Source organism: Allosphingosinicella indica, assembly GCF_900177405.1.
In the GTDB taxonomy this organism is placed as follows: domain Bacteria; phylum Pseudomonadota; class Alphaproteobacteria; order Sphingomonadales; family Sphingomonadaceae; genus Allosphingosinicella; species Allosphingosinicella indica.
Genome location: NZ_LT840185.1, coordinates 399,266 through 424,290, shown reverse-complemented (window position 1 = coordinate 424,290; position 25,025 = coordinate 399,266). Strand labels below are relative to the sequence as shown.

The window sequence follows — 25,025 nt, the reverse complement described above, 5'->3', positions numbered from 1 at the left end:
GAAGGCCTCTATGGACTCGCTGGTATCGACCGAATGGCTGGCCGCCGAACTGGACGCGCCGGACCTGAAGGTGATCGACGCGACGTGGTTCATGCCATCGGCCGGGCGCGATGCGCGGGCGGAACATGAAGCGGCGCATATTCCCGGCGCGGTCTTCTTCGACATCGACGATATTTCCGATGCGGATCATCCCGCACCGCACATGCTGCCGGGGGATGCGAAGTTCGCCAGCCGCATGCAGTCGCTCGGCCTCGGCGACGGCAATCGCTTCGTCGTCTACGACCATTCGCCGCTCCACACATCCTCGCGCGTCTGGTGGATGCTGAAGGCGTTCGGCGCGCATTACGTCGCGATCCTCGATGGCGGGCTGGCGAAATGGATGGCGGAGGGGCGGCCGGTGGAGGCCGGAAAGCCGCAAGTTCGCCACGGCCATTTCACGCCCTCGCTCGATTCCCGGCGCGTGGCGGACAAGGCGTTTGTGTCGGGCATCGTCCATTCGGCGGAGCATGAAATCGTCGATGCGCGCGGGCCTGCGCGCTTCGCCGGCGAGGAAGCGGAGCCGCGGCCGGGGCTGGAAGCGGGGCATATCCCCGGCAGCCGCAACGTGCCCTATGCAAGCCTGTTCGCGGCGGACGGGACTTGGAAGCGCGGCGATGCGCTGCAGGCGGCATTCAATGCTGCCGGCGTCGATCTCGGCAAGCCGATGGTCGCGACCTGCGGATCGGGGATCACCGCCTGTTCGGTCGCCTTCGGCGCGCATCTTCTCGGCAAGGACGATGTCGCGGTTTATGACGGCAGCTGGTCCGAATGGGGCGCCGATCCGGCGACGCCCAAGGCGACGGGGCGCGCGTGAGCGGAGAAGGTAGCGACCGGCGCCGCGATACCACCATCGTGCAGGCCGGGCGGCGGCGCGAATGGATCGGCGCCGCGGTCAACCCGCCGACCTGGCACGCCTCGACCATCCTGTTCGATACCGTGGCGGAGATGGAAGCCGCGGCGCCCGCCGACGGCACCTTCTATTACGGACGCCACGGCACGCCGACGACCTGGGCGCTGAGCGAGGCGCTGACCGCGCTGGAGCCCGGTGCGGTGGGCACTCGGCTCTTCCCGTCCGGCGCCGCGGCGGTGGCGATGGCGCTGCTCGCGGTGCTACGGCCCGGCGATGAGCTGCTGATGGTCGATAGCGCCTATGGCCCGACGCGGGCGATCTGCGACAGCGAGCTGAAGCGGCTCGGCATCACGACGCGCTATTACGATCCGCTGATCGGCGCGGACATCGCCGCGCTGATCGGCGACAAGACGCGCGCGATCTTCCTGGAGAGCCCCGGCTCGCTGACCTTCGAAGTGCAGGACGTGCCCGCGATCGTCGCGGTCGCGCGCGAACGCGGCATCGCGACGCTGATCGACAACACCTGGGCGACGCCGCTGTTCTTCCCGGCGATCGCCGCAGGCGTCGATATCTCTATCCTCGCCTGCACCAAATATATTGGCGGCCATTCCGATCTGATGATGGGATCGGTGACGGTGTCGGAGCGCTGGTGGGATCGGCTGCGCCAGGTTTTCCGCATGTATGGCCAGGCGGTCGGACCTGACGACGCGGCGGCCTGCGCGCGGGGGCTGCGTACGCTGGGCGTCCGGATGGAGCGACATCAGGCCAATGCGCTTACCGTCGCCAACTGGCTCGCCAATCAGCCCCAGGTCGCGCGGGTGCTGCACCCGGCGCTCGCCGACTGCCCCGGCCACGCCCTCTGGTCGCGCGACTTCAAGGGGTCGAGCGGGCTGTTCTCGATCATCCTCAACGGCGGCGATGCTGCCGCGCGCGCCGCACTGATCGACGGGCTCGAGCATTTCGCCATCGGCTATAGCTGGGGCGGCTATGAGAGCCTCGCGGTTCCGGCAGACCCCGAACGCCTGCGCTCGGCGACGCCCTGGCAAGCGGAGGGGCCTCTGGTGCGCCTCCATATCGGCCTCGAAGATCCCGACGACCTGATCGAAGACCTCGCGCGCGGCCTCGCGCGCTATCCGGCATGACCGGCTGGCAAGGCGTCGCGGACGCCGTGGGGCTGCCGCCGCTCGACCAGACCGATCTCGTCGCGCTCGGCATCGCGCTGTCACTGGCCGCGGCGGGCTGGCTGCTCGGCATTCTCGCGGCGCGCGTAACCGGCGCTCCGCTCGCGCGGCTCTGGGAACGGCTCGCGGGCGTCCGCGCCGACGGCATCGCCGATCGTATGTGCGCGCTCGTCCGCTATGCGGTCGCGGCGGTGTTCGTCGCGATCGTCATGGCGGTGGGCGCCTGGCCCCCGGCTGCGGACATTCTCCTCGGCTTGGCGCTCGGCATCGCCGCGTCGCTGCTCGCCTATCAACTCGTGCGCGGCGTCCATCTGCCGCGCTGGGGCGCGTGGCTGATCGCCGCGGTCGTGCTCGTCGCTGCCGTCGCGCAGGCAGCGGGCGGGCTCGCGCCGTTCGTCGATGCGCTGGAGCGGATCGGCTTCGATGTCGGCCGCCGCCGCTTCTCGCTGCTCGGCCTCGTCCAGATTTCGGTGACGATCCTCCTGCTGTTCGCCGTCGTCCGGCTGCTGGCGCGGGTCATCAACCACTCGATCCGTCGCAGCCAGGGATTGGACGCGACGCAGCAACTGCTTGCCCAGAAGCTCGCCGGGATCGCGCTTCTCGTCGTCGCCTTCTTCGTCGGCATCGATCTCGTCGGGATCGACCTCACCGCGCTCGCCATCTTCTCCGGCGCATTCGGTCTCGCGGTAGGCTTCGGCTTCCAGAAGACGTTCGGCAACCTGATCGCCGGGATCATCCTGCTGATGGACCGGTCGATCAAACCGGGCGATGTCATTGTCGTCGGCGACAGCTTTGGCCACGTTAACAAGATTGGCGTGCGTGCCGTCTCGATCATCACGCGCGACGGCAAGGAGCATCTGATCCCCAACGAAAATCTGATGACGCAGGAGGTGGAGAATTGGTCGCATTCCAGCCGCGACGTGCGCATCCACATCCCGGTCGGGGTCGCGTTCGATTGCGATCTGAAGCTCGCGCAGCGGCTGATGATCGAGGCGACGATCGCGTCGAAGCGCGTGCTCAAGAGCCCCGAGCCCAATGTCTGGCTGATGCGCTTCGGCGATTATCGCGTCGAGTTCGAGATCCTCGCCTGGATCAAGGATCCCGAGGCGGGCGTCGGCAACGTCCAGTCGGAGATTCTCAACCGGCTATGGGATTCGTTCAAGGCGCACGGCATCCGCGTCCCCTACGCACAACAGGATCTGCATATCCGCAGCCTGCCGGACGCGATGGCTCAGAAGCCGAGCAGCGATTCCAGCGTGCCGCGCACCTGAGACAATTCTTCCGCAAGACGTGCGGCGGCGGCGCGGGGCGGGGGCGCATCCGAACGGCCCTGGAGCAATGCCTCGACCCCGCTCGCCGCCCATTGCGCGGTCTCGGCCGCCAGCGCGTCGAAGCGCTTGCGCACCACCGGCATCGCGTCGTCATAAGCGGCGCTGATCCGCGCCGACCGGTCGAGCGCATCGTCCGGCTGCGCTGTACCGGTCGCTTCCCCGGCGATGCGTTGCACGAGGCCGTGGAGCTGCGCGAGCTGCGCAAGCTGCCGCACCGCATTGGCGGGGCCGTGCTGGATCGGAGGGAGCGCCTGATAACTCATCGCGTCGCAAAGCTATCCCGTCCCCCGCTAAGGAACCGCTAACGAGCCGCCCGGCCACTCGCTTCGGCGCATAACCGGCTGAAACTTCTAGCGAAGTGGAACGACGCTGCTTCGCCGATGGTTGTGCGGCACGAGCGGAGATGTGAGGAGAGTGACTGTGAACAACGACCAGAACCAGCAGGGCCAGGACCGCCAGCAGAATCAGCAGGGCGGCAAGGACCAACAGCAGCAGTCCGATTATGGCAGCCAGCGCGATCAGCAGCAGGGCGGCCAGCAGCAGGGTGGTCAGGGCGGACGCCAGGATCAGGACCAGCAGCAGCAGCAGGACCAGCGCGATCGCGACGGCCAGCAGCAGCAAGGCGGTCAGCAGGATCGCGGCCAGCCGGACCAGCGCTGAGCGATAACGGCCTTTAACGGGCCGGGAGAGCCGTCCGCAGTGATGCGGGCGGCTTTCTTCTTGTGAGGCCAGGCGTACGCGAATGGAACTGTTTCGCGGGCCGCACGTCTGTTACGGCTGAGTTATAAAGACCAGGAGTCGAGTTATGGCGAAGGCGAAAAGTTCGGCAGGCAAGTCGGGTGGCGGCAGCAAGAAGACGGGCGCCACGGAACGGTTCAAGGACGCGTTGAGCGATGCCGGCGCGAAGGCGGCGGATCTCGCGCAGAATCCCGTAGCGCGATCGATGCTCGCGGCCGGGCTGGTGACCGCGGCTGCCGCGCTCACATCGAGCCAGAAGGTCCGCAAGAACGTCCGCGACGCGAGCCGCGACGCGCTCGACAATGCCGAGGCCGCAGCCGGTGCCGCAGCGGACAATGCCAGCAAGATCGGCGCAGCAATCGTGACGGCCGCAACCGATGCGGTGCGCCGTCTGATGCAGACGACCGGCGGCGTCGTCGGCGGCGCGGCCTCCGGCGGTGCGCGCACGGCCAAGTCCGGCTCGACCGCTGCCAAGCCGGCGCGCAAGGCGCCTGCCAAGAAGCGGACGACCACAGCGAAGAAATCGACGACGGCCAAGCCGGCCGCCGCGAAGTCTGCGACGGCGCGCAAGACCAGTACGGCGAAGAAGCCGGCGGCTCGCAAGAGCGCGACGCGCAAGCCTGCCGCACGCAAGCCCTCGGGCGGCGGCACGGCCAGCTAAGCCGAAGCTCGAACGACAAAGAAAAGGCCCGCGCCGATTATCTCGGCGCGGGCCTTTTTCTATGGTCGAAAGGGAAGCGCCGAAGCGCTTCCCGATCGGCTTAGCGGCACTTGAAGCCGCGGCTCTTGTCGACTTCTCGGCCGAGCAGCGCGCCGGCAGCGGCACCGACGATCGTGCCGGTGGCGCGGTTCTGGCCGCCGTCGATCGCGCGGCCGGCGAGCGCACCAGCGGCGCCGCCGACGATCAGGCCCGTGGTGCCATTCTTGCGGCGGCAGTGCATGCGGCCGTCTTTGCCGCGCCAAGTCTTGCCATTGTAATAGCCGTCCTTGGCCATGGCCGGGGCAGGCATTGCGACGGGCAGAGCCAGGCTGGTCGCCGCAATGGCGAGAACGATCTTACGCATACCGAATTCCCTTTTGAATTGTGACACGGGTGAAACAACGCGCCCTTCTTGCAGCGGTTGCATGAACCCAAAACAACGAGAGTGCCCGCAGTGTGCGAGCCGGATCGACGTCGCGGCGAGGCGTGCCGCGGCGGCGATGGCCGGTGTGGCACATCAGCCGCTGAGTTCGTGATCCAGCGTGATCTCGGCGTTGAGCAGCTTCGAGATGGGGCAGTTCTTCTTGGCGTCCGTCGCGACTTCGGCGAAGCGCTCGGCATCGATCCCGGGCACGTTCGCCATCAGCTTGAGATCGGACCGGGTGACCTTGAAGCCGTCGCCGTCCTTGTCGAGCGTCACCGTCGCTTCGGTCTCGAGCGTGCCGTCGGTGAGCCCCTCCTTGGCCAGCGCGAAGCTCAGCGCCATCGTGAAGCACGATGCGTGCGCTGCGGCGATAAGCTCTTCCGGGTTGGTGCCCTTCTCGCCGCCGAAGCGCGTGCCGAAGCCATAGGGCTGATCGGCGATCGCGCCCGATCCGGTCGAGACATGGCCGCGGCCGTCCTTGCCGAGCCCTTCGTAACGGGCCGATCCGGTGTTGGTGGTCATTGGGAAATCCCTCCTCCTCATTGGAAGAAGGGGTAACGGGGCGTGGCGGGGAAAGCTCCGCCCTCCCGCAGCCGCGCGCGGCCGGGGGAGGGCGGCTATCGGTCAGTGCGCGACGCTGAGGTCCACCTTCTCCACCCACTCGGGGTAGAAGGCCGGCTCTCGGTTCGACCAGCCCGGCGCGGTCGCGGCGGCTTCGCTGATCGACTGGAGCAGCGCGCGGCGCCGTTCCGGATGGAGGTGCGGCAGCGCGGCGGCGGCGCAGAACGCGCCGGGAAGCCACGGCCGCACCGAAGCGCCGATCAGCCGCTCGTAGAGAAAGCGATAGGCTGCGAAATCGGGGAGCCGGTCCTGGCCGAGATCGAAGGCGGTCATCGTGACGAGCGGGCTCATCATCGGCTCCATCGCGTCGATACCGCTGTCGTCGGGGATGTGATGGCGGACGTGATCGAGCCGCTGATAGACGCGCGCCTGGGCGCGGATGCTGGCCGCTTCGCCCACGTCGCGCGACCAGCGCTTGATCGCATCGCGGCGGCCGAGCCCGATATCGAGCGAACGGCGGATATAACGCTGCGTGCCCTTGGAGAAGCCCGCGAACTCTTTCATTTCGACCAATGTCAGCGCGCCATCGGCGGGCTTGGTCTGCGTACCCATGAACCCCACTCCTTTTGCCCTGCGGGGATCATGCGCCCAAACTGGTTTCGCGACGCTTAATCAGATTCCCGCTCCCCGTTCAGGAATGAATCGGAAAGCGGCCGTGCTCGCAACCGGCAAAAGGTCATTATTGTGCATTGCGTCACAAGACTGTCGCATCGGCGCAACAGACGGGATTCTCCGCTCTCGTAAAAGAAGGGCGCCGGAGCGTTGCCCCGGCGCCTGTCCACTAAAATCTGCGTTTTGTGATCAATCCACGTGCGGTCCGCCGGGCTGCGTGCCGGCCGGCGGATCGGACGCATCCATCGTTTCGTCGAGCGCGACGTCGAGCTTGGCGTCGGGATCGCGGGGCGACTTTTTCAGCCGCGCGGCGAGTGCCTCATCCTGACCGGCGTGCTGATCGGGGTGTGATGCGGGGTTCTTGCTGTCGTCCATCTCATCTCTCCTGTCCTTGCGAGCAACGAGCCGCCTGACGGCCCGTTCCCGTCAATCGATCCGTTCGACGTTGACGCTCTGCTCGACGAGCTCGGCCTCGCCGAAGATGGTCATGAAACTGATGTCGGTCGCGTCGCGCCCGACGCAGATGCGGACGAGGCCTTCGACCGGAGCAAGGCCGGTCGGATCGACCAGATACCAGCCGCCGTCGAGATAGACTTCGACCACCGCGTGGAAATCCTGCGGCTCGAGGTTCCAGGCATAAGCGCTGACCATGCGCGCCGGAATGTCGAGGGCCCGCGCGAACGTGATCATTACATGCGCGAAGTCACGGCAGATGCCGCGCTTGTCGGCGAAGGTGTCGGCGGCCGTGGTGTTGCCGTCGCTGCTCCCCGCCTCGTAGCGGAGGTTCGCGCGGGTCCATTCCGCCATCGCCGCGACCGCGCCGCCGCCCTCGATCGCGCCGAACGTGTCGAGCGCGAACGGCTTCAATTTCTCGACCTCGCAGTAGCGGCTCGGCCAGAGATAATCGATCGCGCGCGCGGGCAGGTCGCGCCGTGGCACGCGTTTCAGCGTCGCGATGTCGGGCGGATCGCGCTTGACGTCCACCGTCGCCGAATAGGTGGCGAGGAAGCTGCCTTCGCCCGCGGTCCACGTGCGCCGGCCGATGCCGTGCTGGCCCGGCACCGGGGTCAGCGGCGTCTTGGTGCGGACGCGCAGCTTGTCCTCGACCAGCCGTTCGTCGGGCATCTGCGCGACCTCGATCGCCAGCAGAACGTCCGCCGGCGCCGGAAAATGATAGTTTAATGAAGCATCGACCTTGAGACGCATCGCTCCCCCTTGCTGCCATGCAGAACAGCCGTCTGCCTCCTTCGTTCCGCCGCCGGTTCTAGCCCCCGCCCGCAAGACTGGTGCGACGCGGACGGTTGGGTTATGGGCGGGGCGGGGAGGCGAGCGACTTGGTGGACAATATCGGCGCGCGCACCGTTGCCCGGGACGGTCAAACCAGCGAAGACGAGCGGCTCGGCCTTTTCGCCGCGAGGTCTTTTTCGACCAACGTCGGCCGCGGTTCGGCTAACGACACCCGCATTTACTCCTTTGCGGACGATCCGACGTTAATAGACGATATGGATTTTCCCCAGCACCGGTCGCTTAGCGCGCGGCTGCCCGATCTCGGCCTCGCGCTGAAGACGATGGCCGCCTTCTGGAGCTTCTACTTCGTACTGGTGACGACTCGAGCGGCTCTGATGCAGTTCGAGGGGCAGGAGGAGATGTTTCAGCGCCGCATCGCCGTGGTGCTGGCCGGTCTGATCATCACCTTCGGCATCTATCTGATCCTTAGGCCCTTGGCGCAGGCCAGCCTCGCCAAGAAGGGGATCGTGGCGGGGCTCGTGTGCCTGCCCGCCTCCTTCATCTTCGCGACATTCAGCTATTATGCCTTCTACCTCTATTCCCCGCTCGAGGCTCGCTACGCCGATGAAGCGTGGATGGAAAAGCAGATGTCGGACTGGTCGAACGCGATCACGATGATCGCCGACAGCACGACGAGCTGGTATTTCTTCTTCGCGTGCTGGGCCGCCTTCTACGTCGCGATGAGCTATGCGGCGCAGCTCCGCGCCTCCGATACCCGCGCTGCCGCCTTCGCGCGCGAGGCGCAGGAAGCGCAGCTCCGGGCGCTGCGCTACCAGATCAATCCGCACTTCCTGTTCAACACGCTGAACTCGCTCTCCTCGCTCATCCTGTCGCAGCGCACGGACGTCGCGGAACGGATGATCATGAACCTATCCACTTTCTTCCGCACCACGCTGTCCGCCGATCCGACCGCTGACGTTCCGCTGGAGGAGGAGATCAAACTGCAGCGCCTCTATCTCGATATCGAGCAGGTGCGCTTTCCAGAGCGGCTGAACGTCGTGATCGACATTCCCGACGAGCTGAAGACCGTGCGCGTGCCGATCCTGATCCTGCAGCCTGTCGTCGAGAATGCGATCAAATATGGTGTCGCCAAATCGCGCAAGGCGGTGACGCTATCGATCAGCGCGCGCACAGAGGCGGGGCGGCTCCACATCAAGGTTCGGGACGACGGCGATGCGCCGCCGCCGGAGGAGAGCTCGCTCGAGGGTACCGGCGTGGGCCTCCGCAACGTCTGCGATCGGCTGATCGCGCGTTACGGCGTCCAGGCCGGTTGCTTCCACGGCGGCGATCCGCAAGGCGGATACACCGTCCATGTCATCATGCCGCTGGTGGCCGATGCCTGATCCAGGCGAGCCGCTCCGCGTCCTCATCGTCGATGACGAGCCGCTGGCGATCGAGCGGCTGCAGCTGCTGCTCGCGAAGTGCGAAGGCGTGAGCCTGGTTGGCACCGCTGCGGACGGGGAAGGCGCACTGCGCATCGCCGCGGCGATGAAGCCCGACGTGCTGCTGCTCGACATCGCGATGCCCGAGATGGACGGCATCGAGGTCGCGCGGCGGCTGGCTGGGAGCGACGTCGATCCGGCGATCATCTTCATCACCGCCTTCGACAATTTCGCGGTCGCCGCCTTCGACGTCGCGGCGGTGGATTATCTGATGAAGCCGGTCGAGACCGACCGGCTGGCCCGTGCGCTTGAGCGCGCGCGCTTCCAGCTCGACAACGGCAAGCCGGAGCGGGTGCATCCGACCCGCTATGTCGAGGAGTTCTGGGTTCCGGACCACAACGGCCTCGTCCGCATCGCCGCCGGCGACATCGACAAGGTGACGGCGGAGCGCGATTATATGCGCCTCCACGTCGGGCTGCGCTCCTGGCTGATCTATCGGACGATCGCGAAGCTCGAGGGGGAGCTGGATCCGGCATATTTCATCCGCGTCCATCGCTCGGTCATCATCCGCCGCGACAAGATCGCCGGGCTGGTCCGCGACGCGATGGGCCATTGGGCGGCGCGGCTGACCGACGGCAGCGAGGTGCGGATCGGCCGCAGCTATGTCGCCGACGTCAAAGCGATCGCAGCCCGCGGCTGACCAGCTCTGAAAAATGAGGCGGCGGCGATAGGGCGCCGCCGCCTCGTATCCGCAGCAGCGGGGATCAACGGCTGGCTGCGGCGGACATGCTGGGCTGATCGTTGAACGCCATCTGGCCGTTAACCGCGTCGATCGCACGATCGCGCAGCTCGTCGCGGCAGGTGCGCTGTTCCATGAACTGCTGCAGCGTGATCGTGCCGAAATGATAGCAGACCTTGTTGGCGGCGGCACTGATCCGGCTGGCGAGCATCGCCTGGCCGGCGCTGCTGGCGAGGTTGAGATCGCCGAAACGGACGATCGCTTCCCTGTCGATCTGCGCGGCATGGCCGATGTGCGGGCTGGCCAGCGTTGCCGCGGCTATCGCGGCGAGGGCGATGTTCTTGAGCATCTTTTGGTTCCTTCCTGCGAGGTATGGCGACGGCAGCAACCGACCGGCGGGGGCTGTTTAGGCAGGCGATCACTGCCGTCGGATCCTGATTACGACGGCGCCGTCCTTCCCGCCCGCGCGCATCGACCGCGACTGCCGATCCTTCGGCTGGGGGCGGCTGCGCTCGACGAAGCGCGGCCCGGCTTCGACGAGCGGCGGACGGGAAAGCGGATTGACCGCGGGGCCGCACGCCATAGAAGGCACGCGCTATGGCACAGGCCGAATTCCTGGTGGTCGGCGGCGGCATCGCCGGCCTTTCCGCTGCGGCACGGCTCGCCGCGCAGGGCCGCGTCGTCGTGCTCGAGGCGGAGGACGCGGTCGGCTATCATTCGTCGGGGCGCAGCGCGACCTTCGCGCATTACGGCATTGGCAACCGCCCGGTGCGCGGCATGACATCCTACAGCCGCGCCGTCTTCCAGGCACCGCCCGAGGGCTTCGCCGACGTGCCGCTCGCACGGCAGACGCCGGCGCTGTTCGTGGCCAACGAGGCGATGCTGCCGGTGCTCGACGCGCTGGAGGCGGAGATGGCGCGCTTCACCGACACCATCGCGCGCGTCGACGAGGCCGAGATACGGGCGCTATGCCCGGTGCTGCGTTTCGGCGGCGAGGCGACGGTGGCGGGTGTCGTCGATCGCGGTGGTCTTCGGCTCGATTCCGATGCCTTGCTGCAAGGCTATGCGCGGGCGGTGCGCGGCGCGGGTGGCGAAGTTTCGACAGGGCGCCGCATCGCTTCGGTGCGGAAAGCTGGCAGCGACTGGGAGGTGGTCGATGGCAAGGGCGACCGCTGGTCCGCGCCGGTGCTGATCGACGCAGCGGGTGCATGGGCGGACGGCTTGGCGGAGATGGCGGGTGTGCGGCCGCTCGGCCTCACGCCGCTGCGCCGCACGATCATCGTCGTCGATCCGCCCGAAGGCGTCGACGCTCGCGGCTGGCCGTTCGTGAAGACCGCGGCCGACGAATTTTACATGCTGCCCGAAGGCGGCAAGCTGATGGCCTCGCCGGTCGACGAGATCGAGGACGTTCCCGGGGATGCGAGCCCCGAGGAATATGACGTCGCGCTCGCCGCCCATCGCGCCGAGCAGTGGACGACGCTGGAGGTGCGCCGCATCCAGCACCGCTGGGCGGGCCTCAGGACTTTCTCGGCGGACCGCGTGCCCGTAGCCGGCTTCGCGCCCGACGCGCCCGGCTTCTTCTGGCTGGCCGGGCAGGGGGGCTTCGGCCTCCAGACCGCGCCAGCGATGGCGCTCGCCACCGAGGCGCTGATCCTCGGCCGCGAATGGCCTGCCGAACTTGCTGCGCTGTCGGTCGAGCGCGACGATATCACGCCCGACCGGCTCGTCTCAGCCTAGAGGCCCCACCAGGGCAGGCGGTCGTAATAATTGTACATCCGCTCCTCATATTCGCGGTCGCGCGGGCGATCCGCTTCGTCGAGGTGCAGCGCCGGCGCATCCTTCAACTGGTCCGCGGCGAGATCGACGGTGTAGCCGTCATGGTCCATGTCATAGCGCAGCATGTCCCACGGGATCGGGTGGACATGCTCGCGCATGCCGAGAAAGCCGCCGAACGACATCAGTGCGTATGCGACCTGGCCGTTGGTCTTGCCGATCATTACCGAGTGGATAGCGCCGATCTTCTTGCCGCCCCGGTCATAAACCGGCGTGCCTTCCACGCGCCGCGACGAAATCAGCTCATGCGCATAGTCGAGATCGGGACCCACTTGCTGGAGGGTCATGGCTCGTCTCCTTGCAGACTCGCCCCCGGAGCTTCGACTTAGCACGAAACGCGTTGCGAAGCACGCAAATCAGCGGTTTGCGCGGACCGCCAGCCACTCCTCGATCGCCCGATAGGCGGTACGGCCGCGCGGCGCGTCGTCGGCGATTCCGGTCGCGAAATAAGCGACGCCGCGATTCCCATCGATCCACAGGCCCGATTTCAGACCATAGGCATCACCAGCATGGCCCAAGTGCGGTCGCGCGTCGCCGAACAGGTCGTCGCGCGGCGGACAGTAGGCGAGGATCTGCACGCCGAGCCCATAGGCGCAGTAGAAACCCGCTTCGCTGTCGCCGTTGCTGCCGTCGAACGTCCACTGCGGCCCGGTCATCTCCGCGATGCCGGCAGGCGAGAGGAATGCGGCGCCGTTGTGGCGGCCGCGATTGATGATCAGGCGGCCTACCGCCGCGAGATCGCGCGCGGAGATGCGCAAGCCCCCCTGCGGCGAGAAGAGCGCGCCGTTGGTGCCGATGCGATAGGCCTGCCAGTCGCAACTGCCGTCGCGTGCGGGGACGACGGGGCAAGCGGGCTGCCTGCCGCCGAGATCGTCGCGGATCGGCGTTCCGTCGGGCTCGGTCAGCACCACGGCGCGCGCCAACGTCGCATCGCTACAAGACGGCCAGTTGAAACAGGCGGAGAGGCCGAGCGGCCGGATCACAAGCCGGCCCATCAACCGGTCGAACCGCTCGCCGGTCGCGCGCTCCATCACCGTCGCGATCACCGGAAAACCGAGGTTGGAATATTTGAAGAAGGCGCCGGGCGGATGGCCGGGAGCGAACGCCTTGGGATCGGCAATCGCGTCCCGCAGCGTGACATCGAGCGGTAGCGCATAATCGACATCGTCGCGCAGGCCCGAGGTATGCGAGAGCAGGTACCGCAACGTCACTGGTGCGTCGGGGAAGGCCGGGTTGCGCAACTCCCAGCCAAGATGGCGTGAGACGTCCGCATCGAGATCGAGCACGCCCTGCTCGACCAGCCGCATCACACCGAGCGCGACAACCAGCTTCGAGATGGACGCGATCCGCACCGGATCGTCGATGGTAAGATGGCGACCGGGCGCCGCCATGCCATCTGCACCGGAGGCGGTAATGCCGGTCGTGTCAAACTGTACCCACGCCGCCGCTTGATGCGCGGGCGGCGCCGCGTCGCGCGAGATAGTCGTGCAGCCGCCGAGGAGGAGCAACGCGGCAAAGGCGCGGATCATGCCACCATCTCTTCGTGCAGCGACTTGAGCGGCGTCGCGGCATCGGCAAGGCGATCTCGGTCCACCGCCATCGCATCGGTCACCAGCTTGCGGCCTTGGACGTAATCCTTGGTCGCGTTGACGCAATCCAGCGCGAGCACCCGGCCTCCTTTCAGATAGATAACCGCGAAGCTGCGCGCCGCCGGATCTCCGCGGACGACGAGATCGTCATGCCTGGCGGAAAGCCCCACCGTCTGCAGTCTGAGATCATATTGGTTGGACCAGAACCAGGGCACGGCGGCGTAAGGCTCCGGCATGCCGAGAATCGCGCGGGCTGCGGTGGCCGCCTGGTCGGTGGCGTTCTGCACGGATTCGATACGGACGCGTGCGCCCGCGAACCGGTTCTCGTGCGCCGCACAGTCGCCGATCGCATAGATGTGGGGCAGGCTGGTCCGGCAATATTCATCAACGTGGACGCCATTGGAGCATTCCGCGCCCGCCTCCATGAGCGGACCCACGGCAGGATCGATGCCGATACCGACGATGGCTATGTCGGCGTCGATCGTCGTTCCGTCGGCGAGCCGGACGCCCCGCACGCGGTCTTCCGCACCCTCGATGCAATCCACCGTCACGCCTAACCGCACGTCGACGCCCTGCGCGCGGTGCTCGGCTTCGTAGAAGCGCGATATCGGCGGCCCCGCGACGCGCGCCAGAACGCGGTCCATCGCTTCCAGCAGCACGACGCGGTGGCCGAGCTCGGTCAGCACCGCCGCCGCCTCGAGCCCGATATAGCCGCCGCCTATGACCGCGACACGCCGCGGCTCCGCTAGTTCGACGATCATCCGGTCGACGTCGGCGCGGCTGCGCACGGCGTGGATGCCGGCCAGGTCCGTGCCGCCGCAAACCAGCGACCGCGGTCGCCCCCCAGTTGCCCAGATCATCGTGCCGTAACCGATCGTTGCACAGTTCGAGAGACGTGCTTCATGCGTCGCGGGATCGACCGCCTCGACCGCAACGCCGGTGACGATTTCCACCGCGCGTTCCGCCCAGAAGGCAGGAGGGCGGATCAGCATCCGCTCGAACGGTTTGTTGCCGGCGAGATAATCCTTCGAGAGGGGTGGCCGCTCGTAGGGCAACTCGGGTTCGTCGCCGACGATCGTGATGCTGCCGTCATATCCGCCTTGGCGCAGCGCGATCGCCGCCTGCGCGCCGCCATGGCCCGCGCCCACGATAAGAATGTCGCTCCGGATCATGTGCGAAGGGGTAGCTTGGCGCCCGATGGCTGACTAGGGGTGGAGCATGGCGCGCGGCAGCATCTTCGTCGGCATCGGCGGCTGGGACTATGAGCCTTGGCGGGGCACCTTCTTCCCCGACAAATGGCCCAAGGCGAAGCAGCTCCACTATGTCGGCGAGCATCTCACCGCGACCGAGGTCAATGCGACCTATTACCGGCTGCAGAAGCCCGAGACGTTTGCCAAATGGGCGGAGGCGGTGCCCGACGGCTTCCGCTTCGCGGTCAAGGCGAGCCGCTTCTGCACCAACCGCCGCGTCCTCGCCGAAGCTGGGGAGGCGGTGGAGAAGTTCGTCGGCCAGGGGTTGACCGAGCTAGGCCCGAAGCTCGGGCCGATCCTCTGGCAGTTCATGGGCACCAAGCAGTTCGATCCCGACGACATGCGCGCCTTCATTGCGCTGCTGCCCAAAAGCCATGCCGGCGTCCCGCTCCGCCACGCGCTCGAGCCGCGCCACGAAAGTTTCGCTGATCCCGCTTTCGCCGAGATGGCGCGCAAGGCGGGTGTCGCGATCGTCTACGCGGATTCGAAAGAGCATCCCTGTTTCGACGCGGACACCGCCGAGTTCCGTTACGCCCGGCTGCAGGATGCCAAGGAGAAAGTGAAAACCGGCTATCCCGCCGCCGCGCTCGACGGCTTCGCCGGGCAGGCAACGGGGTGGGCGAAGGACGGCCGCGACGCCTATCTGTTCATGATCAACGGCGCGAAGGTGCGTGCGCCGGCCGCAGCAGAGGCGCTGATCGCCCGGCTATGAACCCGCTATTCCGAGATATCCCGACCTCGGTGTTCGAGCGGATGTCGCTCGCCGCGCGTGAGCTTGGCGCGGTCAATCTCGGCCAAGGCTTCCCCGATTTCGGCTGGCCCGAGGATGTCGTCGCGAAGGCGGCGGAGCTGCTCACCGGCGCCGCGAGCCAATATCCGCCGATGCGGGGGCTTCCCGAACTCCGCGCGGCAGTGGCAGATCATTACAGCCAGCATCAGGGCATCGCTTATGCGCCCGACGAGATCACCGTCACTTCGGGCGCCACGGAAGCGCTGGCGTCGGCGCTGCTCGCGCTGATCGAGCCGGGGGACGAGGTGCTGCTCTTCCAGCCCCTCTATGATGCCTATGTTCCGATGGTGCGGCGCGGGGGCGGCGTGCCGCGCTACGTGGCGTTGCGCCCGCCCGAGTGGCGGATCACGCGAGAGGCGATCGAGGCCGCGCTCACGCCGCGCACGCGGCTTGTCGTCTTCAACAATCCGCATAATCCTACCGGTCGTGCTTTCAGCCAGGACGAACTTACGGCGCTCGCCGAGGTCTGCGTGGCGCGCGATCTCATCGTGCTCAGCGATGAGGTTTGGGAGCATGTCATGCCGGGCGGCGCGGCGCACCTGCCGCTGGCTAGCCTGCCGGGAATGAGTGATCGCACGGTGAAGGTGGGATCGGCCGGCAAGATCTTCTCGCTGACCGGCTGGAAGGTCGGCTGGATCGCGGCGCCGGCGGCGCTCGGCGATCCGATCACCAAGGCGCACCAGTTCGTCACCTTCACCACACCGCCCAATCTCCAGGCTGCGGTCGCCTACGGGCTCGGCAAGGACGAGGCCTATTATCGCGACATGCGCGCGGCCTTCGCTGTGGCACGCGACCGGCTCGCGGACGGGCTTGCCGACGCGGGCTATGTGGTTCTGCCGGGTGAGGGCTCCTATTTCCTCTGCGTCGATCTCACCGCGTCGGGCATCGCGGCGGACGATCTCACCTTTTGCGAACGCGCGGTGCGCGAAGCCGGGATCGCCGCTATCCCGCTAACTGCCTTCTTCGAGGAAACACCGGTGACCAACGTGATCCGCCTCTGCTTTGCCAAGAAGCAGGAGACGATCGACGAAGGGCTGAAGCGGTTGGCGGCGGCGCGGTCGCTGTTTGCATGACGCGGCGGGTCGTGATCCTCACGCCCGACCCGGCGGGGCCGGAAGCGGCGATGCGCTGGCCCGCAGTGCTCGACCGCAACGCCGCACCGCTCCGCGCGCTGGGCTATGCGGTGGACCATCGGCCCTGGACCGATGCGGGCGACCTTACCGCGGCCGATCTCGTGCTGCCGCTGCTCGCCTGGGGCTATCCCAAGCAGCCGGAGCGCTGGCGCGACATGGTATCGGGCTGGAAAGCGGCGAGCGTGCGCCTCGCCAACGGGCCGGAGGTGCTGCGCTGGAACGCCGACAAGGTCTATCTCGGCATGCTGGCGGAGCGCGGCGCACCGGTCGTTCCCGCGCGCTACGTCGATCGCGTCACGCCGGACGAGATGGCGGTCGCCGCCGCGGCGTTCTGCACCGATAAACTCGTCGCCAAGCCGCGTTTCTCCTCCGGCGCGTGGCAGACGATCCGCTGGTCGCCTGGCGATCCGATCGATGCGGGGCCGACGGGCGCCGCGATCATCCAGCCCTTCCTTCCGGATATCGAGGCGGGCGGCGAGCTGTCGCTGCTCTATTTCGGCGGCCGGTTCAGCCACGCGATCCGCAAGCGCCCGCAGCCCGGCGATTTCCGCGTCCAGCCCGAGTTCGACGGCATCATCACCCGGCACGAGGCGGCGCCGGACGAACTTGCAGCCGCGGAAGCCGTACTAACCGCGGCGGGCAAGCCGCTGCTCTATGCACGTATCGATCTCGTCCGGCACGAAGGCGCTCTGCTGCTCATCGAGATGGAGGCGATCGAGCCGGACCTCTATCTGGAGCATGATCCCGCCGCCGGGGCGCTGTTTGGCCAAGCGGTCACCGAACGGCTCGGCTGAACGGCGCGCGACGGCCCGTTCGCGCGCTGTTCAGGCTGGACGGTGCAGGACTGCGGCGAACCGATGCCGTGCTTGGCGCGGATCGGCAGTTTAGGGTAAGGGGCCCTCATGCATATCCGTCGTCTCGCCATTCTTCTTCCGCTGCTCGCCAGTGCCGCGCCGATCGCCGCGCAGCAGGATCCTGTTGGCGCAGGGCAGATCGTTCCGGTCGCGCCGCCGCCGCCGGCGATGCGGCCCGCCGATCCGGGCGCCGCGCCGCTGGTGTCGCCGATCACCGTCTCCTGGCCGAAGCGCGATGCCGAGGATCTGCTGGCCTATGTCCAGCGCGTCGGCGAGGAGGGGCTCGATCCCGCCGATTACGCGCCCGATGCGCTGCGCCAGGCGATCGACGGGGGCGATGCCGCGCGGCTCGACAGCGTTGCCACGCAGACCTTCCTCAAGCTTTCGTCGGATCTGGCGCTCGGCCATGTCCGCGGTGATGCGCGGATCGACTGGCACATCGAGGACCCCGATCTCAACGGCAACGAGCAATATGCGATGATGGAGCGCGCGGTGCAGCAGCACAGTGTCCACGACACGCTGAACGCGCTGCTGCCGACGCACCCGCAATATCAGGAGCTGAAGTCGGTGCTCGCGGGCACCACCGATGCCGCCAAGCGCGACAAGATCCGCGTCAACATGGATCGGTGGCGCTGGCTGCCGCGCGATCTCGGCCGCAAATATGTCATCGTCAACGTGCCCGCCTATTCGGTCGCGCTGGTCGAGGACGGCCGGGTGATCGCCCGCCGCCGCGCGGTCGCGGGAGCGGTCAAGACCGCAACGCCGCAACTCAACGCCACGATCTCCGGCGCGATCTTCAATCCCTGGTGGGAGGTGCCCGCCAGCATCAATAAGGAAGTGGCGGGCAAGAAGGGCTATGTCCGCGTCAAGGTCGGTGAGAACGGTTTCCGCTACCGCCAGCCGCCCGGCCCGGCCAACGCGCTCGGCAAGGTCAAGCTGGTGATGCCCAACCCGCACGCCATCTATCTGCACGACACCAACGCCAAGGGCCTCTTCGACAAACAGATGCGTGCCTACAGCCACGGCTGCATCCGCACCGAGGATGCGATCGGCTTCACCGGCATCCTGCTCGAGGACGCGTCGCTGTGGGATACCGCCAAGATCAATGAGACGTTGGCGTCGGGCAAGACGGTCCAGGCCAATCTCGCCGCGCCGATCCCGGTCTACATCACCTATTTCACCGCCGCGGCGGTGGCCGACAAGAACGAGGTGATCGCCTACAGCGACATCTACGGCCGCGACAAACCGGTGGCGACCGCGCTGGCGGACCGGAGCGGCGTGACGAAGCTGGCCGCGAACTGATCGGCGCGCCCCTGCGGGCGGGGCCGGTCAGACCTTGTCGGAATAAAGCAAACGGCCGGGGCCGAGCTTCAGCAGCACATATTGCAGGCTGATCTGCGAGAGCGCGAAACAGCCCTCGGAGCGGCCGAGCTTGCCGAAGCGGGCGATCTGCTCGTCCTCGGCATAGCGCGCACTGTGAACGACGATGGCCCGCGCGTCGGCGTTGTAATTGTCGGGATCGAGCCCCGTCAGGCGCAGCGAACGGCCATACTTCCCGTAATAAACGTCGCCGGTGACGAACGACCCGCGCGACGTCGCTTCCGATCCGATCTCGTTCGAGAAACGCTCGAGATAGCCGCTGTGGGTCGGATCGGACCCGCGGCCGTGCGCGCAATGATAGCTGGTGGTCATCCCGCTCGCCATTTCGACCAGATAGAAGCGAGGATCCCGCGAGGCGCGGCGGAAATCGACGATCCCCACAACATCCTTATAGGCGATGCTGTTGCCCTTTGCGGCCAGCGCATCGAGCGCGCGCTGCTTGAGACTCGGGTCGATCTGCGGCTGCGACGGGAAAACGGTCGCCATCGCCCGGGCCGGAACAGTGGCCGACAAGCCCGCCGCGGCGCCAGTAACCAATAAATTTCTGCGCGTGAAAATCGCTTCACCCTCCCCAGTGCAATCGCATCTGAAAAGTATCGCGCGCGGGGTTGCGACTCAATGAATGAGGTCACCTTTGCGACGCACTGGTCGCGGTACGGCGTCGTTTCGCCGCATCCTTTGGAACAAACGTTCTTTTCCGGCCCGTGATCGGAACGATACCGTAAGGTTGCTAGGTTGAAGTGGCTTCGCGTCCGTGTCCTTAGGCGCCACTCCCGTCACTGCCGGGGCCGGTCCATCTGCTGTCCGCGGTGGCCGGTCTCGGAGCCGACCAGTTGACTTGAGGTCGTTAAGACTTACGTGACGGCCGGGGCATAATCCGGCCGTCCAAGCTATGCCGAGGTTGGTAGTTTCGTTTTGAAACACGTTTATGTGGTCGATGACGATCGTGATGTCCGCTGCTCGATAAGCTTCATGCTGGGCGCGGCGGGAATACATTCGCGCCCGTTCGTCAGCGGCGAAGATCTTCTGGACAGCGTGAAGGAGCTCGATCCGGGCTGCGTCCTGCTCGATCTGCGCATGCCCGATCTGGACGGTTTTCAGGTGATGGGCGCTTTGTCCGAGCGCGGCGTCGATTGGCCTGTGGTGGTGATGACGGGCCACGGTGAAGTGCCGATCGCGGTGCGGGCAATGAAGATGGGAGCGGTCGATTTCCTCGAAAAGCCGTTCGACGAGTCGGTTCTGCTCGCCGGGCTCGATCGCGGCTTCGAGATGCTCGAGCACCGCGGTGAAAAGCGGCGAGCCGTCCTTGCCGCGCGCGAGCGGATCGATCTCCTCACCGCCCGCGAACGCGAAGTGCTCGAAGGGCTTATGCGCGGCCTCTCCAACAAGCTCATCGCCCGCGATCTCGACATCAGCCTGCGCACCGTCGAGATGCATCGCGCCAACATGATGAGCCGGCTGCAGGTGCGCAATCTGGCCGAGGCGCTGACCCTTGCCGTTCAGGCTGGGATGACGCCGCCATCTGATTGATCCGGTGGCACGGTCGTCGTCCCGCTCCCGGCCGCGGCTGCGCCGCGAACCCGCATTCGGCAGCGAGGCGCGTCGCATCGCCGATCTCGAAGCGCGCTGCGAACGTCTGGCCGCCGACAACCGGCGCCTCCGCGCATCGGAAGCCGCGATGCGCGAATCGGAAGAGCTCTACCGATACACACTCGAGCTTGCGGACCAGTTCGCCTGGACCGCCGATGCCAACGGCTACATCACGCACATCACCCCCACCTTTGCCGCACTGATCGGTGCCAAGGCGGGCGAGGATCTGGTCGAGGTCTGGAAAAAGGCCGTCCATCCCGCTGATTTTCCGATCATGCTGGAAAGCGCCCGGCGTGCGGTCGCCGAGAGGCGGCGTTGCGATTCCTATTTCCGGCTGCGGATGTCAGACGGGGGGCTGCGCTGGTTTGCGGCGCGCGCGGTGCCGTTGTTCGGCAAGAACGGCGAGCTCGTTCGCTGGTACGGTATCACCGAGGACGTCCACGACAGCCGGGAGGCGGAGCGGGCACTCCGCGACGCCGATGAACGCTATCGCCTTGCCGTCCTCGCCACGCACGACGTGATCTGGGACTATGATCTCGTCAACAATCGCGTCGTCTGGAACGACGCGACCGCGCCGATCTTCGGCTATGAGCTCGGCGACGGCCCGACCCCGCTCGGCTGGTGGAACGAGAAGCTGCATCCGGACGACCATGCGCGCGTCTCCGCCAGTTTCGGGCAAGCGCTGGAGAACGGCTGGTCCAACTGGGCCGAAACCTATCGCTTCCGCGACGCTTCCGGCGAATATCGCCATATTTTCGATCGTGGCTTCATCATCCATGACGACCAGAACCGGTCGATCCGCGCGGTGGGCTCGATGTCCGACATCACCGATCGCCGCCGTGCGGAAGAGAAACTGCAGCGCGTCCAGGCCGAGCTGGTCCATGTCTCGCGGCTGAGCGCGATGGGCGCGCTCGCCTCCACGCTGGCGCACGAGCTCAACCAGCCGCTGACCGCGATCACCAATTATATGGCGGGCAGCAGCCGTCTGCTCGCCGGCGGCGCGTCAAACGTCGATGCGGTGCGGGTGGCGATCGAAGCGGCAGAGGCGAGCGCGATCCGCGCCGGCGAGATCGTTCGCGGCCTGCGCGAACTCGTCGCGCGAGGCAATGTCCGCATCCGGCGGGAGGAACTGCACCGCATCGTCGAGGATGCGGCGGTGCTCGCCTTCATCGATGCCAAGCGCCAGGGCGTCGTCCACCAGGTCCATATCGATCCCGCCGCGCACTGGGTGGAGGCGGACCGCGTCCAGCTCCAGCAGGTGCTGATCAATCTCGTCCGCAATGCCGTCGAGGCGATGAAGGACCTGCCCCGGCGCGAGATCACCATCGGTGCGGTGCCGCTTGCCGACGGGATGATCGAGGTCAGTGTCGCCGACACCGGCTGCGGCCTGCCCGAGAAAATCCGCGATGCGCTTTTCTCGCCATTCCACGGCACCTCGCCTGACGGGATGGGCATCGGTCTGTCGATCTGCCGGACGATCGTCGAGGCGCACGGCGGCCGCATTTGGGCGGACGACGCGCCCGACGGCGGCGCGGTGTTCCGGTTCACCGTGCCGCGCAGCCGTCGCCCGGTCGACGTCTGACGCCTATTTCAAAGGCGGCTCCGGCTTCCTATCTCGCTGGTTCCCCAATCAGCGAGGCGAATATGGCGCACGAAACGGCAACCTTGGCGGGCGGATGCTTCTGGTGCACGGAAGCGGTGTTCAAGGACGTCACCGGCGTCGAGCGCGTCGAGAGCGGTTATATCGGCGGCTACGTCGCCGATCCCACTTACAAGCAGGTCTGCGGCGGCGACACCGGCCATGCCGAGGCGATCCGCCTGACCTACGATCCTGCGCAGGTCTCCTATGACGATCTGCTCGACATGTTCTTCGCTACGCACGATCCGACCCAGCTCAACCGGCAGGGCAACGATGTTGGCACCCAATATCGCTCGGCCATCTTCCCGCACTCCTCCGAGCAGGAGGAGGCGGCCAAACGCGCGATCGAGCGTTCGCAGGCGGACTGGAAGGATCCCATCGTCACGACGATCGAGCCGCTCGCCGATTGGTATCCGGCCGAGGATTATCATCAGGATTATTGGGAAGGCGAGGGGCAGCGGAACCCCTATTGCCTCGCGGTCATCCCTCCCAAGCTGCAGAAGCTCCGGAAGAGCTTTGCCGCGCGGCTGAAGGATGGCGTCTCTGCCTGAGGCGGAACAATCGGCGCCTTCCGGCGCTTGATCCGGCAACCATTTCGGGAGGGAATATCCATGTTCGGCAAGATCATCGGCGGCGCGGTCGGCAAGCGTATCGGCGCACGTTACGGAGACGGCACCAAGGGCCTGCTGATCGGCGCGCTGGCGCCGGTCGTGCTACGGCGCGCATTCGGCCCGCTCGGCCTCGCCATCGGCGGCGGCTATCTCGCGAAGAAAGCCTATGACGCGCACAAGGAGCGCGAACGCCGCCGCGGCGCCGCGCCGCGCGCGTAACCCGTTTCCCGGCGAAAGCCGCGGCCTAGTGTCTTATAAGAAACCGAATAACTGGACCTCGGTGTTCGCCGGGGCCAGTTATTCGCCTTCGCGCGGAGGCGGGGCTGCGGCTTCCGTTGGCCGTGATGCCGGCGGAGCAGGCGGCGGCGCGCTCGGTCGGGCGTCGATCACGACGCCGTCGGGCTCGATCCCGATACCGACTTCCATGCCGATGTCGTTGAGCGGCACCACCATCGACGGCGGCTCGAGCTGGATGATCGGCACGTCTGCCTCGTCGACTGCCTCCGGCGGCGGCGCGGCGCGGCGTGCGGGCATGCCACCCTCGACCGAGCGGCTCATGAAATCGCGCCAGATGCGCGCCGGCAGTCCGCCGCCTTGCACGCCTTTCAGCGGGCTGTTGTTGTCGTTGCCGACCCATACGCCAGTGACCAGATCGCCCGCGAAGCCGATGAAGATCGCGTCGCGATAGTCCTGGCTGGTGCCGGTCTTGCCGAATGTATCGACGGGCAGCACCGCGGCGCGGCCGGTGCCCTCGTGCGCGGCGGCGTGCAGCATGTCGAGCATCATCGGCCAGGTCGATCGCTCGCGGAAGTTGCGGATGCGGTTGCGGACCGAGCCGACCCAGCCCTCGTCGGCTTCCTGCGGCAGCCCGCGCGCGCGCACCGGCGGCCGGCCAGACGCCACCGCGGCATAGGCCGCCGTCATTTCTAGGAGAGTCGTGCCGGAGGTGCCGAGCGCAAGGCTCGGATCGTCGGCGAGCGGGCTTGCTACGCCAAGATCGCGCGCGGCCTGGATGACGTTCTCGCGCCCCACCTGCTCGGAGAGGCGCACCGCCGCGACGTTGCTGGACACCGCAAACGCCTCGCTCAGCGTGATCGGTCCGCGATAGCGCTCTCCCGAATTGCGCGGCGACCAGCTGCCGATGGTGAGCGGCTCGTCGCTGACGATCGAGTCGGGCGTCATCCCGGCACGGAGCGCGGCGAGATAGACGAAGAGCTTGAAGGTCGATCCCGGCTGGCGCCGTGCCTGCACCGCACGGTTGAACGGGCTCGCCTTGTAGCTCTTGCCGCCGATCATCGCGACGACCTCGCCGTTGGGCCGCATCGCGACCAGTGCGACCTGCGCGCCGCCGAGGCTGGCGCGACGGATCGCGTCTACAGCATTCTTCTGCAGTCGGTCGTCGAGCGTGGTGACGACCTTCTGGTCGCCATAGTCGAGCTCGGTCTGCTCGCGAGCCTGCGGGAACACCCAGTCGGCGAAATAGGTGCCGGTTGGAAGATCGGTGGCGCTCGCCACCTTGAGACGCGGCACTGGCAGCGCATCCGCCTCTGCGCGCGTCAGGAAGCCTGCCTCGACCATCGTCGCAACGACGATTCTGGCCCGGTCGCGCGCACCCTTGAGGTTGCGCGTCGGCGCGAGCCGCGACGGCGCCTTGAGCAGCCCGGCGAGAAGCGCCGATTGCTCGACGGTCAGCTCTTCGGGATCGCGGCTGAAATAATGGTGTGCGGCGGCACGCAGTCCGTAGACGTTATCGCCGAAATAGACGCTGGAGAGATAGCGCGAGAGGATCTCATCCTTGCTGAGCCAGGCTTCCAGCCAGAAGGCGAGGATCACTTCCTGGATCTTGCGCGCCGCGGTGCGGTCGGAACTCAGGAACGCCAGCTTGGCGAGCTGCTGGGTGATCGTGCTGCCGCCTTCGCGTACACCCCCCGCGGTAAGGTTACGGAACGCTGCGCGGCCGATCCCCCACGGATCGATCCCGGTATGGTTGTAGAAGCGCCGGTCCTCGATCGCGAGGAAGGCCTGGCCGACATGATCGGGAAGCTTGGTCACGTCGACCGGCCGGTCGGTGACCGCGCCGCTCCGCGCGATGGGCTTGCCGCCCGCGGAAACCAGCGTGATGCCGGGCGCGGCGATGGGCTTCAACGAATTGGAGAGCGGCGCGGTGACCAGCAGCCAGAGGAACAGCAAGGCGAGCAGCGCGCCGAAGATATAGGCGAGGCGCTTCCAGCCGAGAAAGCGCGGCGCGGGCGGCGGCGCTTCGGTCGCGGGATCGGGATACGGCTGCGTCGCCGGATACTCTGGCGGGGGAGCGGCAGCCTCGTTGCGGAACAGGCCCATGGCGTCTTCATCGCTACGCAAAAGCGTCAGGAATGCCAAGGTGTTTTATTTATATAAGGCACCTGCCGGCCCCCTGCGCCGGTTGCGTGGCCTGACGGCATCGCCTATTTCC

The 25,025-nt window shown here is 66.9% G+C and carries 28 protein-coding genes; 16 read left to right on the top strand and 12 right to left on the bottom strand.

What is annotated here, in order from left to right:
- The first annotated feature begins 10 nt into the window (after positions 1–10).
- From sseA to B9N75_RS02155, 3 genes are read left to right on the top strand one after another with little or no spacing between them, the layout of a single operon-like run.
- Positions 11–853, top strand: coding sequence for a 3-mercaptopyruvate sulfurtransferase (gene sseA / locus B9N75_RS02165; RefSeq protein ID WP_085217315.1), 843 nt, complete (start codon positions 11–13; stop codon positions 851–853).
- Complete coding sequence (gene metC / locus B9N75_RS02160; RefSeq protein ID WP_085217314.1) at positions 808–2,031, top strand: cystathionine beta-lyase; 1,224 nt, start codon at positions 808–810, stop codon at positions 2,029–2,031. Before sseA ends, metC begins: the two co-directional genes overlap by 46 nt.
- Complete coding sequence (locus tag B9N75_RS02155; protein ID WP_085217313.1) at positions 2,028–3,341, top strand: mechanosensitive ion channel family protein; 1,314 nt, start codon at positions 2,028–2,030, stop codon at positions 3,339–3,341. The genes metC and B9N75_RS02155 overlap by 4 nt, the downstream gene beginning before the upstream one ends.
- On the opposite strand, the gene B9N75_RS02150 is transcribed toward B9N75_RS02155, so the two are convergent.
- Complete coding sequence (locus B9N75_RS02150; RefSeq protein ID WP_085217312.1) at positions 3,302–3,664, bottom strand: hypothetical protein; 363 nt, start codon at positions 3,662–3,664, stop codon at positions 3,302–3,304. The two genes, B9N75_RS02155 and B9N75_RS02150, sit on opposite strands and share 40 nt — an antisense overlap.
- A 157-nt stretch (positions 3,665–3,821) precedes the next feature.
- Between B9N75_RS02150 and B9N75_RS02145 the strand changes: the two genes are divergently transcribed.
- On the top strand, positions 3,822–4,061 hold the full coding sequence (locus B9N75_RS02145; RefSeq protein ID WP_157123653.1) for a hypothetical protein: 240 nt from the start codon (positions 3,822–3,824) through the stop codon (positions 4,059–4,061).
- A 145-nt stretch (positions 4,062–4,206) separates the two neighbouring features.
- On the top strand, positions 4,207–4,800 hold the full coding sequence (locus B9N75_RS02140) for a hypothetical protein (RefSeq protein WP_085217310.1): 594 nt from the start codon (positions 4,207–4,209) through the stop codon (positions 4,798–4,800).
- 100 nt (positions 4,801–4,900) lie between these two features.
- Here B9N75_RS02140 and B9N75_RS02135 read toward each other — a convergent pair whose 3' ends face one another.
- The 5 genes from B9N75_RS02135 to B9N75_RS02115 all read right to left on the bottom strand — a co-directional run bounded on the left by B9N75_RS02135 (position 4,901) and on the right by B9N75_RS02115 (position 7,702).
- On the bottom strand, positions 4,901–5,203 hold the full coding sequence (locus tag B9N75_RS02135; protein WP_085217309.1) for a glycine zipper 2TM domain-containing protein: 303 nt from the start codon (positions 5,201–5,203) through the stop codon (positions 4,901–4,903).
- A 153-nt stretch (positions 5,204–5,356) separates the two neighbouring features.
- Positions 5,357–5,785: an OsmC family protein gene (locus B9N75_RS02130; RefSeq protein WP_085217308.1), complete on the bottom strand. Its 429-nt coding sequence runs from the start codon at positions 5,783–5,785 to the stop codon at positions 5,357–5,359.
- A 102-nt stretch (positions 5,786–5,887) separates the two neighbouring features.
- Positions 5,888–6,436 carry a hypothetical protein gene (locus B9N75_RS02125; protein ID WP_085217307.1) on the bottom strand — a complete coding sequence of 183 codons (549 nt, stop codon included), beginning with the start codon at positions 6,434–6,436 and terminating at the stop codon, positions 5,888–5,890.
- Positions 6,437–6,685: 249 nt separating this feature from the next.
- The gene (locus B9N75_RS02120; RefSeq protein WP_085217306.1) at positions 6,686–6,871 is read right to left on the bottom strand and encodes a hypothetical protein; all 186 of its coding nucleotides are present in this window, start codon (positions 6,869–6,871) and stop codon (positions 6,686–6,688) included.
- Between the two features lie 51 nt (positions 6,872–6,922).
- Positions 6,923–7,702, bottom strand: a complete 780-nt coding sequence (locus tag B9N75_RS02115; RefSeq protein WP_085217305.1) for a transglutaminase-like domain-containing protein — start codon at positions 7,700–7,702, stop codon at positions 6,923–6,925.
- Positions 7,703–7,998: 296 nt separating this feature from the next.
- On the opposite strand from B9N75_RS02115, the gene B9N75_RS02110 reads away from it, so the two are divergent.
- Entirely contained in the window at positions 7,999–9,126 is a 1,128-nt protein-coding gene (locus tag B9N75_RS02110) for a sensor histidine kinase (protein ID WP_085217304.1), read from the top strand.
- Positions 9,119–9,865 carry a LytR/AlgR family response regulator transcription factor gene (locus B9N75_RS02105; protein WP_085217303.1) on the top strand — a complete coding sequence of 249 codons (747 nt, stop codon included), beginning with the start codon at positions 9,119–9,121 and terminating at the stop codon, positions 9,863–9,865. Before B9N75_RS02110 ends, B9N75_RS02105 begins: the two co-directional genes overlap by 8 nt.
- A gap of 64 nt (positions 9,866–9,929) precedes the next feature.
- Here the strand turns inward: B9N75_RS02105 and B9N75_RS02100 are convergent, their stop codons facing one another.
- Positions 9,930–10,253: a UrcA family protein gene (locus B9N75_RS02100; RefSeq protein WP_085217302.1), complete on the bottom strand. Its 324-nt coding sequence runs from the start codon at positions 10,251–10,253 to the stop codon at positions 9,930–9,932.
- 248 nt (positions 10,254–10,501) lie between these two features.
- Here B9N75_RS02100 and B9N75_RS02095 point away from each other — a divergent pair, with 248 nt between their 5' ends.
- Positions 10,502–11,641, top strand: a complete 1,140-nt coding sequence (locus B9N75_RS02095; protein WP_085217301.1) for an NAD(P)/FAD-dependent oxidoreductase — start codon at positions 10,502–10,504, stop codon at positions 11,639–11,641.
- Here B9N75_RS02095 and B9N75_RS02090 read toward each other — a convergent pair.
- The 3 genes from B9N75_RS02090 to B9N75_RS02080 form a co-directional block, all read right to left on the bottom strand.
- Entirely contained in the window at positions 11,638–12,024 is a 387-nt protein-coding gene (locus B9N75_RS02090; protein ID WP_085217300.1) for a PRC-barrel domain-containing protein, read from the bottom strand. The two genes, B9N75_RS02095 and B9N75_RS02090, sit on opposite strands and share 4 nt — an antisense overlap.
- Before the next feature lie 69 nt (positions 12,025–12,093).
- The gene (locus B9N75_RS13865; protein WP_085217299.1) at positions 12,094–13,266 is read right to left on the bottom strand and encodes a serine hydrolase domain-containing protein; all 1,173 of its coding nucleotides are present in this window, start codon (positions 13,264–13,266) and stop codon (positions 12,094–12,096) included.
- Positions 13,263–14,498 (bottom strand): NAD(P)/FAD-dependent oxidoreductase, encoded by a 1,236-nt coding sequence (locus B9N75_RS02080; RefSeq protein WP_085217298.1) that lies wholly within the window; start codon positions 14,496–14,498, stop codon positions 13,263–13,265. The genes B9N75_RS13865 and B9N75_RS02080 overlap by 4 nt, the downstream gene beginning before the upstream one ends.
- A gap of 46 nt (positions 14,499–14,544) precedes the next feature.
- On the opposite strand from B9N75_RS02080, the gene B9N75_RS02075 reads away from it, so the two are divergent.
- The 4 genes from B9N75_RS02075 to B9N75_RS02060 all read left to right on the top strand — a co-directional run bounded on the left by B9N75_RS02075 (position 14,545) and on the right by B9N75_RS02060 (position 18,655).
- On the top strand, positions 14,545–15,288 hold the full coding sequence (locus B9N75_RS02075; protein WP_085217297.1) for a DUF72 domain-containing protein: 744 nt from the start codon (positions 14,545–14,547) through the stop codon (positions 15,286–15,288).
- Complete coding sequence (locus B9N75_RS02070; protein WP_085217296.1) at positions 15,285–16,439, top strand: aminotransferase; 1,155 nt, start codon at positions 15,285–15,287, stop codon at positions 16,437–16,439. Before B9N75_RS02075 ends, B9N75_RS02070 begins: the two co-directional genes overlap by 4 nt.
- Positions 16,436–17,293 (top strand): ATP-grasp domain-containing protein, encoded by an 858-nt coding sequence (locus B9N75_RS02065; protein WP_085217295.1) that lies wholly within the window; start codon positions 16,436–16,438, stop codon positions 17,291–17,293. The genes B9N75_RS02070 and B9N75_RS02065 overlap by 4 nt, the downstream gene beginning before the upstream one ends.
- Positions 17,294–17,401: 108 nt before the next feature.
- Positions 17,402–18,655: a L,D-transpeptidase family protein gene (locus tag B9N75_RS02060; RefSeq protein ID WP_085217294.1), complete on the top strand. Its 1,254-nt coding sequence runs from the start codon at positions 17,402–17,404 to the stop codon at positions 18,653–18,655.
- Positions 18,656–18,682: 27 nt separating this feature from the next.
- Here B9N75_RS02060 and B9N75_RS02055 read toward each other — a convergent pair whose 3' ends face one another.
- The gene (locus tag B9N75_RS02055) at positions 18,683–19,219 is read right to left on the bottom strand and encodes a murein L,D-transpeptidase catalytic domain-containing protein (RefSeq protein WP_085217293.1); all 537 of its coding nucleotides are present in this window, start codon (positions 19,217–19,219) and stop codon (positions 18,683–18,685) included.
- Positions 19,220–19,648: 429 nt separating this feature from the next.
- Here B9N75_RS02055 and B9N75_RS02050 point away from each other — a divergent pair, with 429 nt between their 5' ends.
- The 4 genes from B9N75_RS02050 (at position 19,649) to B9N75_RS02035 (ending at position 22,792) form a co-directional block, all read left to right on the top strand.
- Positions 19,649–20,263: a response regulator transcription factor gene (locus B9N75_RS02050; RefSeq protein WP_244552401.1), complete on the top strand. Its 615-nt coding sequence runs from the start codon at positions 19,649–19,651 to the stop codon at positions 20,261–20,263.
- 4 nt (positions 20,264–20,267) lie between these two features.
- Positions 20,268–21,905, top strand: coding sequence for a PAS domain-containing sensor histidine kinase (locus tag B9N75_RS02045; protein WP_085217292.1), 1,638 nt, complete (start codon positions 20,268–20,270; stop codon positions 21,903–21,905).
- Between the two features lie 62 nt (positions 21,906–21,967).
- Complete coding sequence (gene msrA / locus B9N75_RS02040) at positions 21,968–22,513, top strand: peptide-methionine (S)-S-oxide reductase MsrA (protein WP_085217291.1); 546 nt, start codon at positions 21,968–21,970, stop codon at positions 22,511–22,513.
- A gap of 60 nt (positions 22,514–22,573) precedes the next feature.
- Positions 22,574–22,792, top strand: a complete 219-nt coding sequence (locus B9N75_RS02035) for a hypothetical protein (protein WP_085217290.1) — start codon at positions 22,574–22,576, stop codon at positions 22,790–22,792.
- Between the two features lie 78 nt (positions 22,793–22,870).
- Here B9N75_RS02035 and B9N75_RS02030 read toward each other — a convergent pair whose 3' ends face one another.
- A complete protein-coding gene (locus tag B9N75_RS02030; protein WP_085217289.1) occupies positions 22,871–24,913 on the bottom strand; it encodes a transglycosylase domain-containing protein in 2,043 nt (680 codons plus the stop codon).
- Positions 24,914–25,025: the final 112 nt, after the last annotated feature.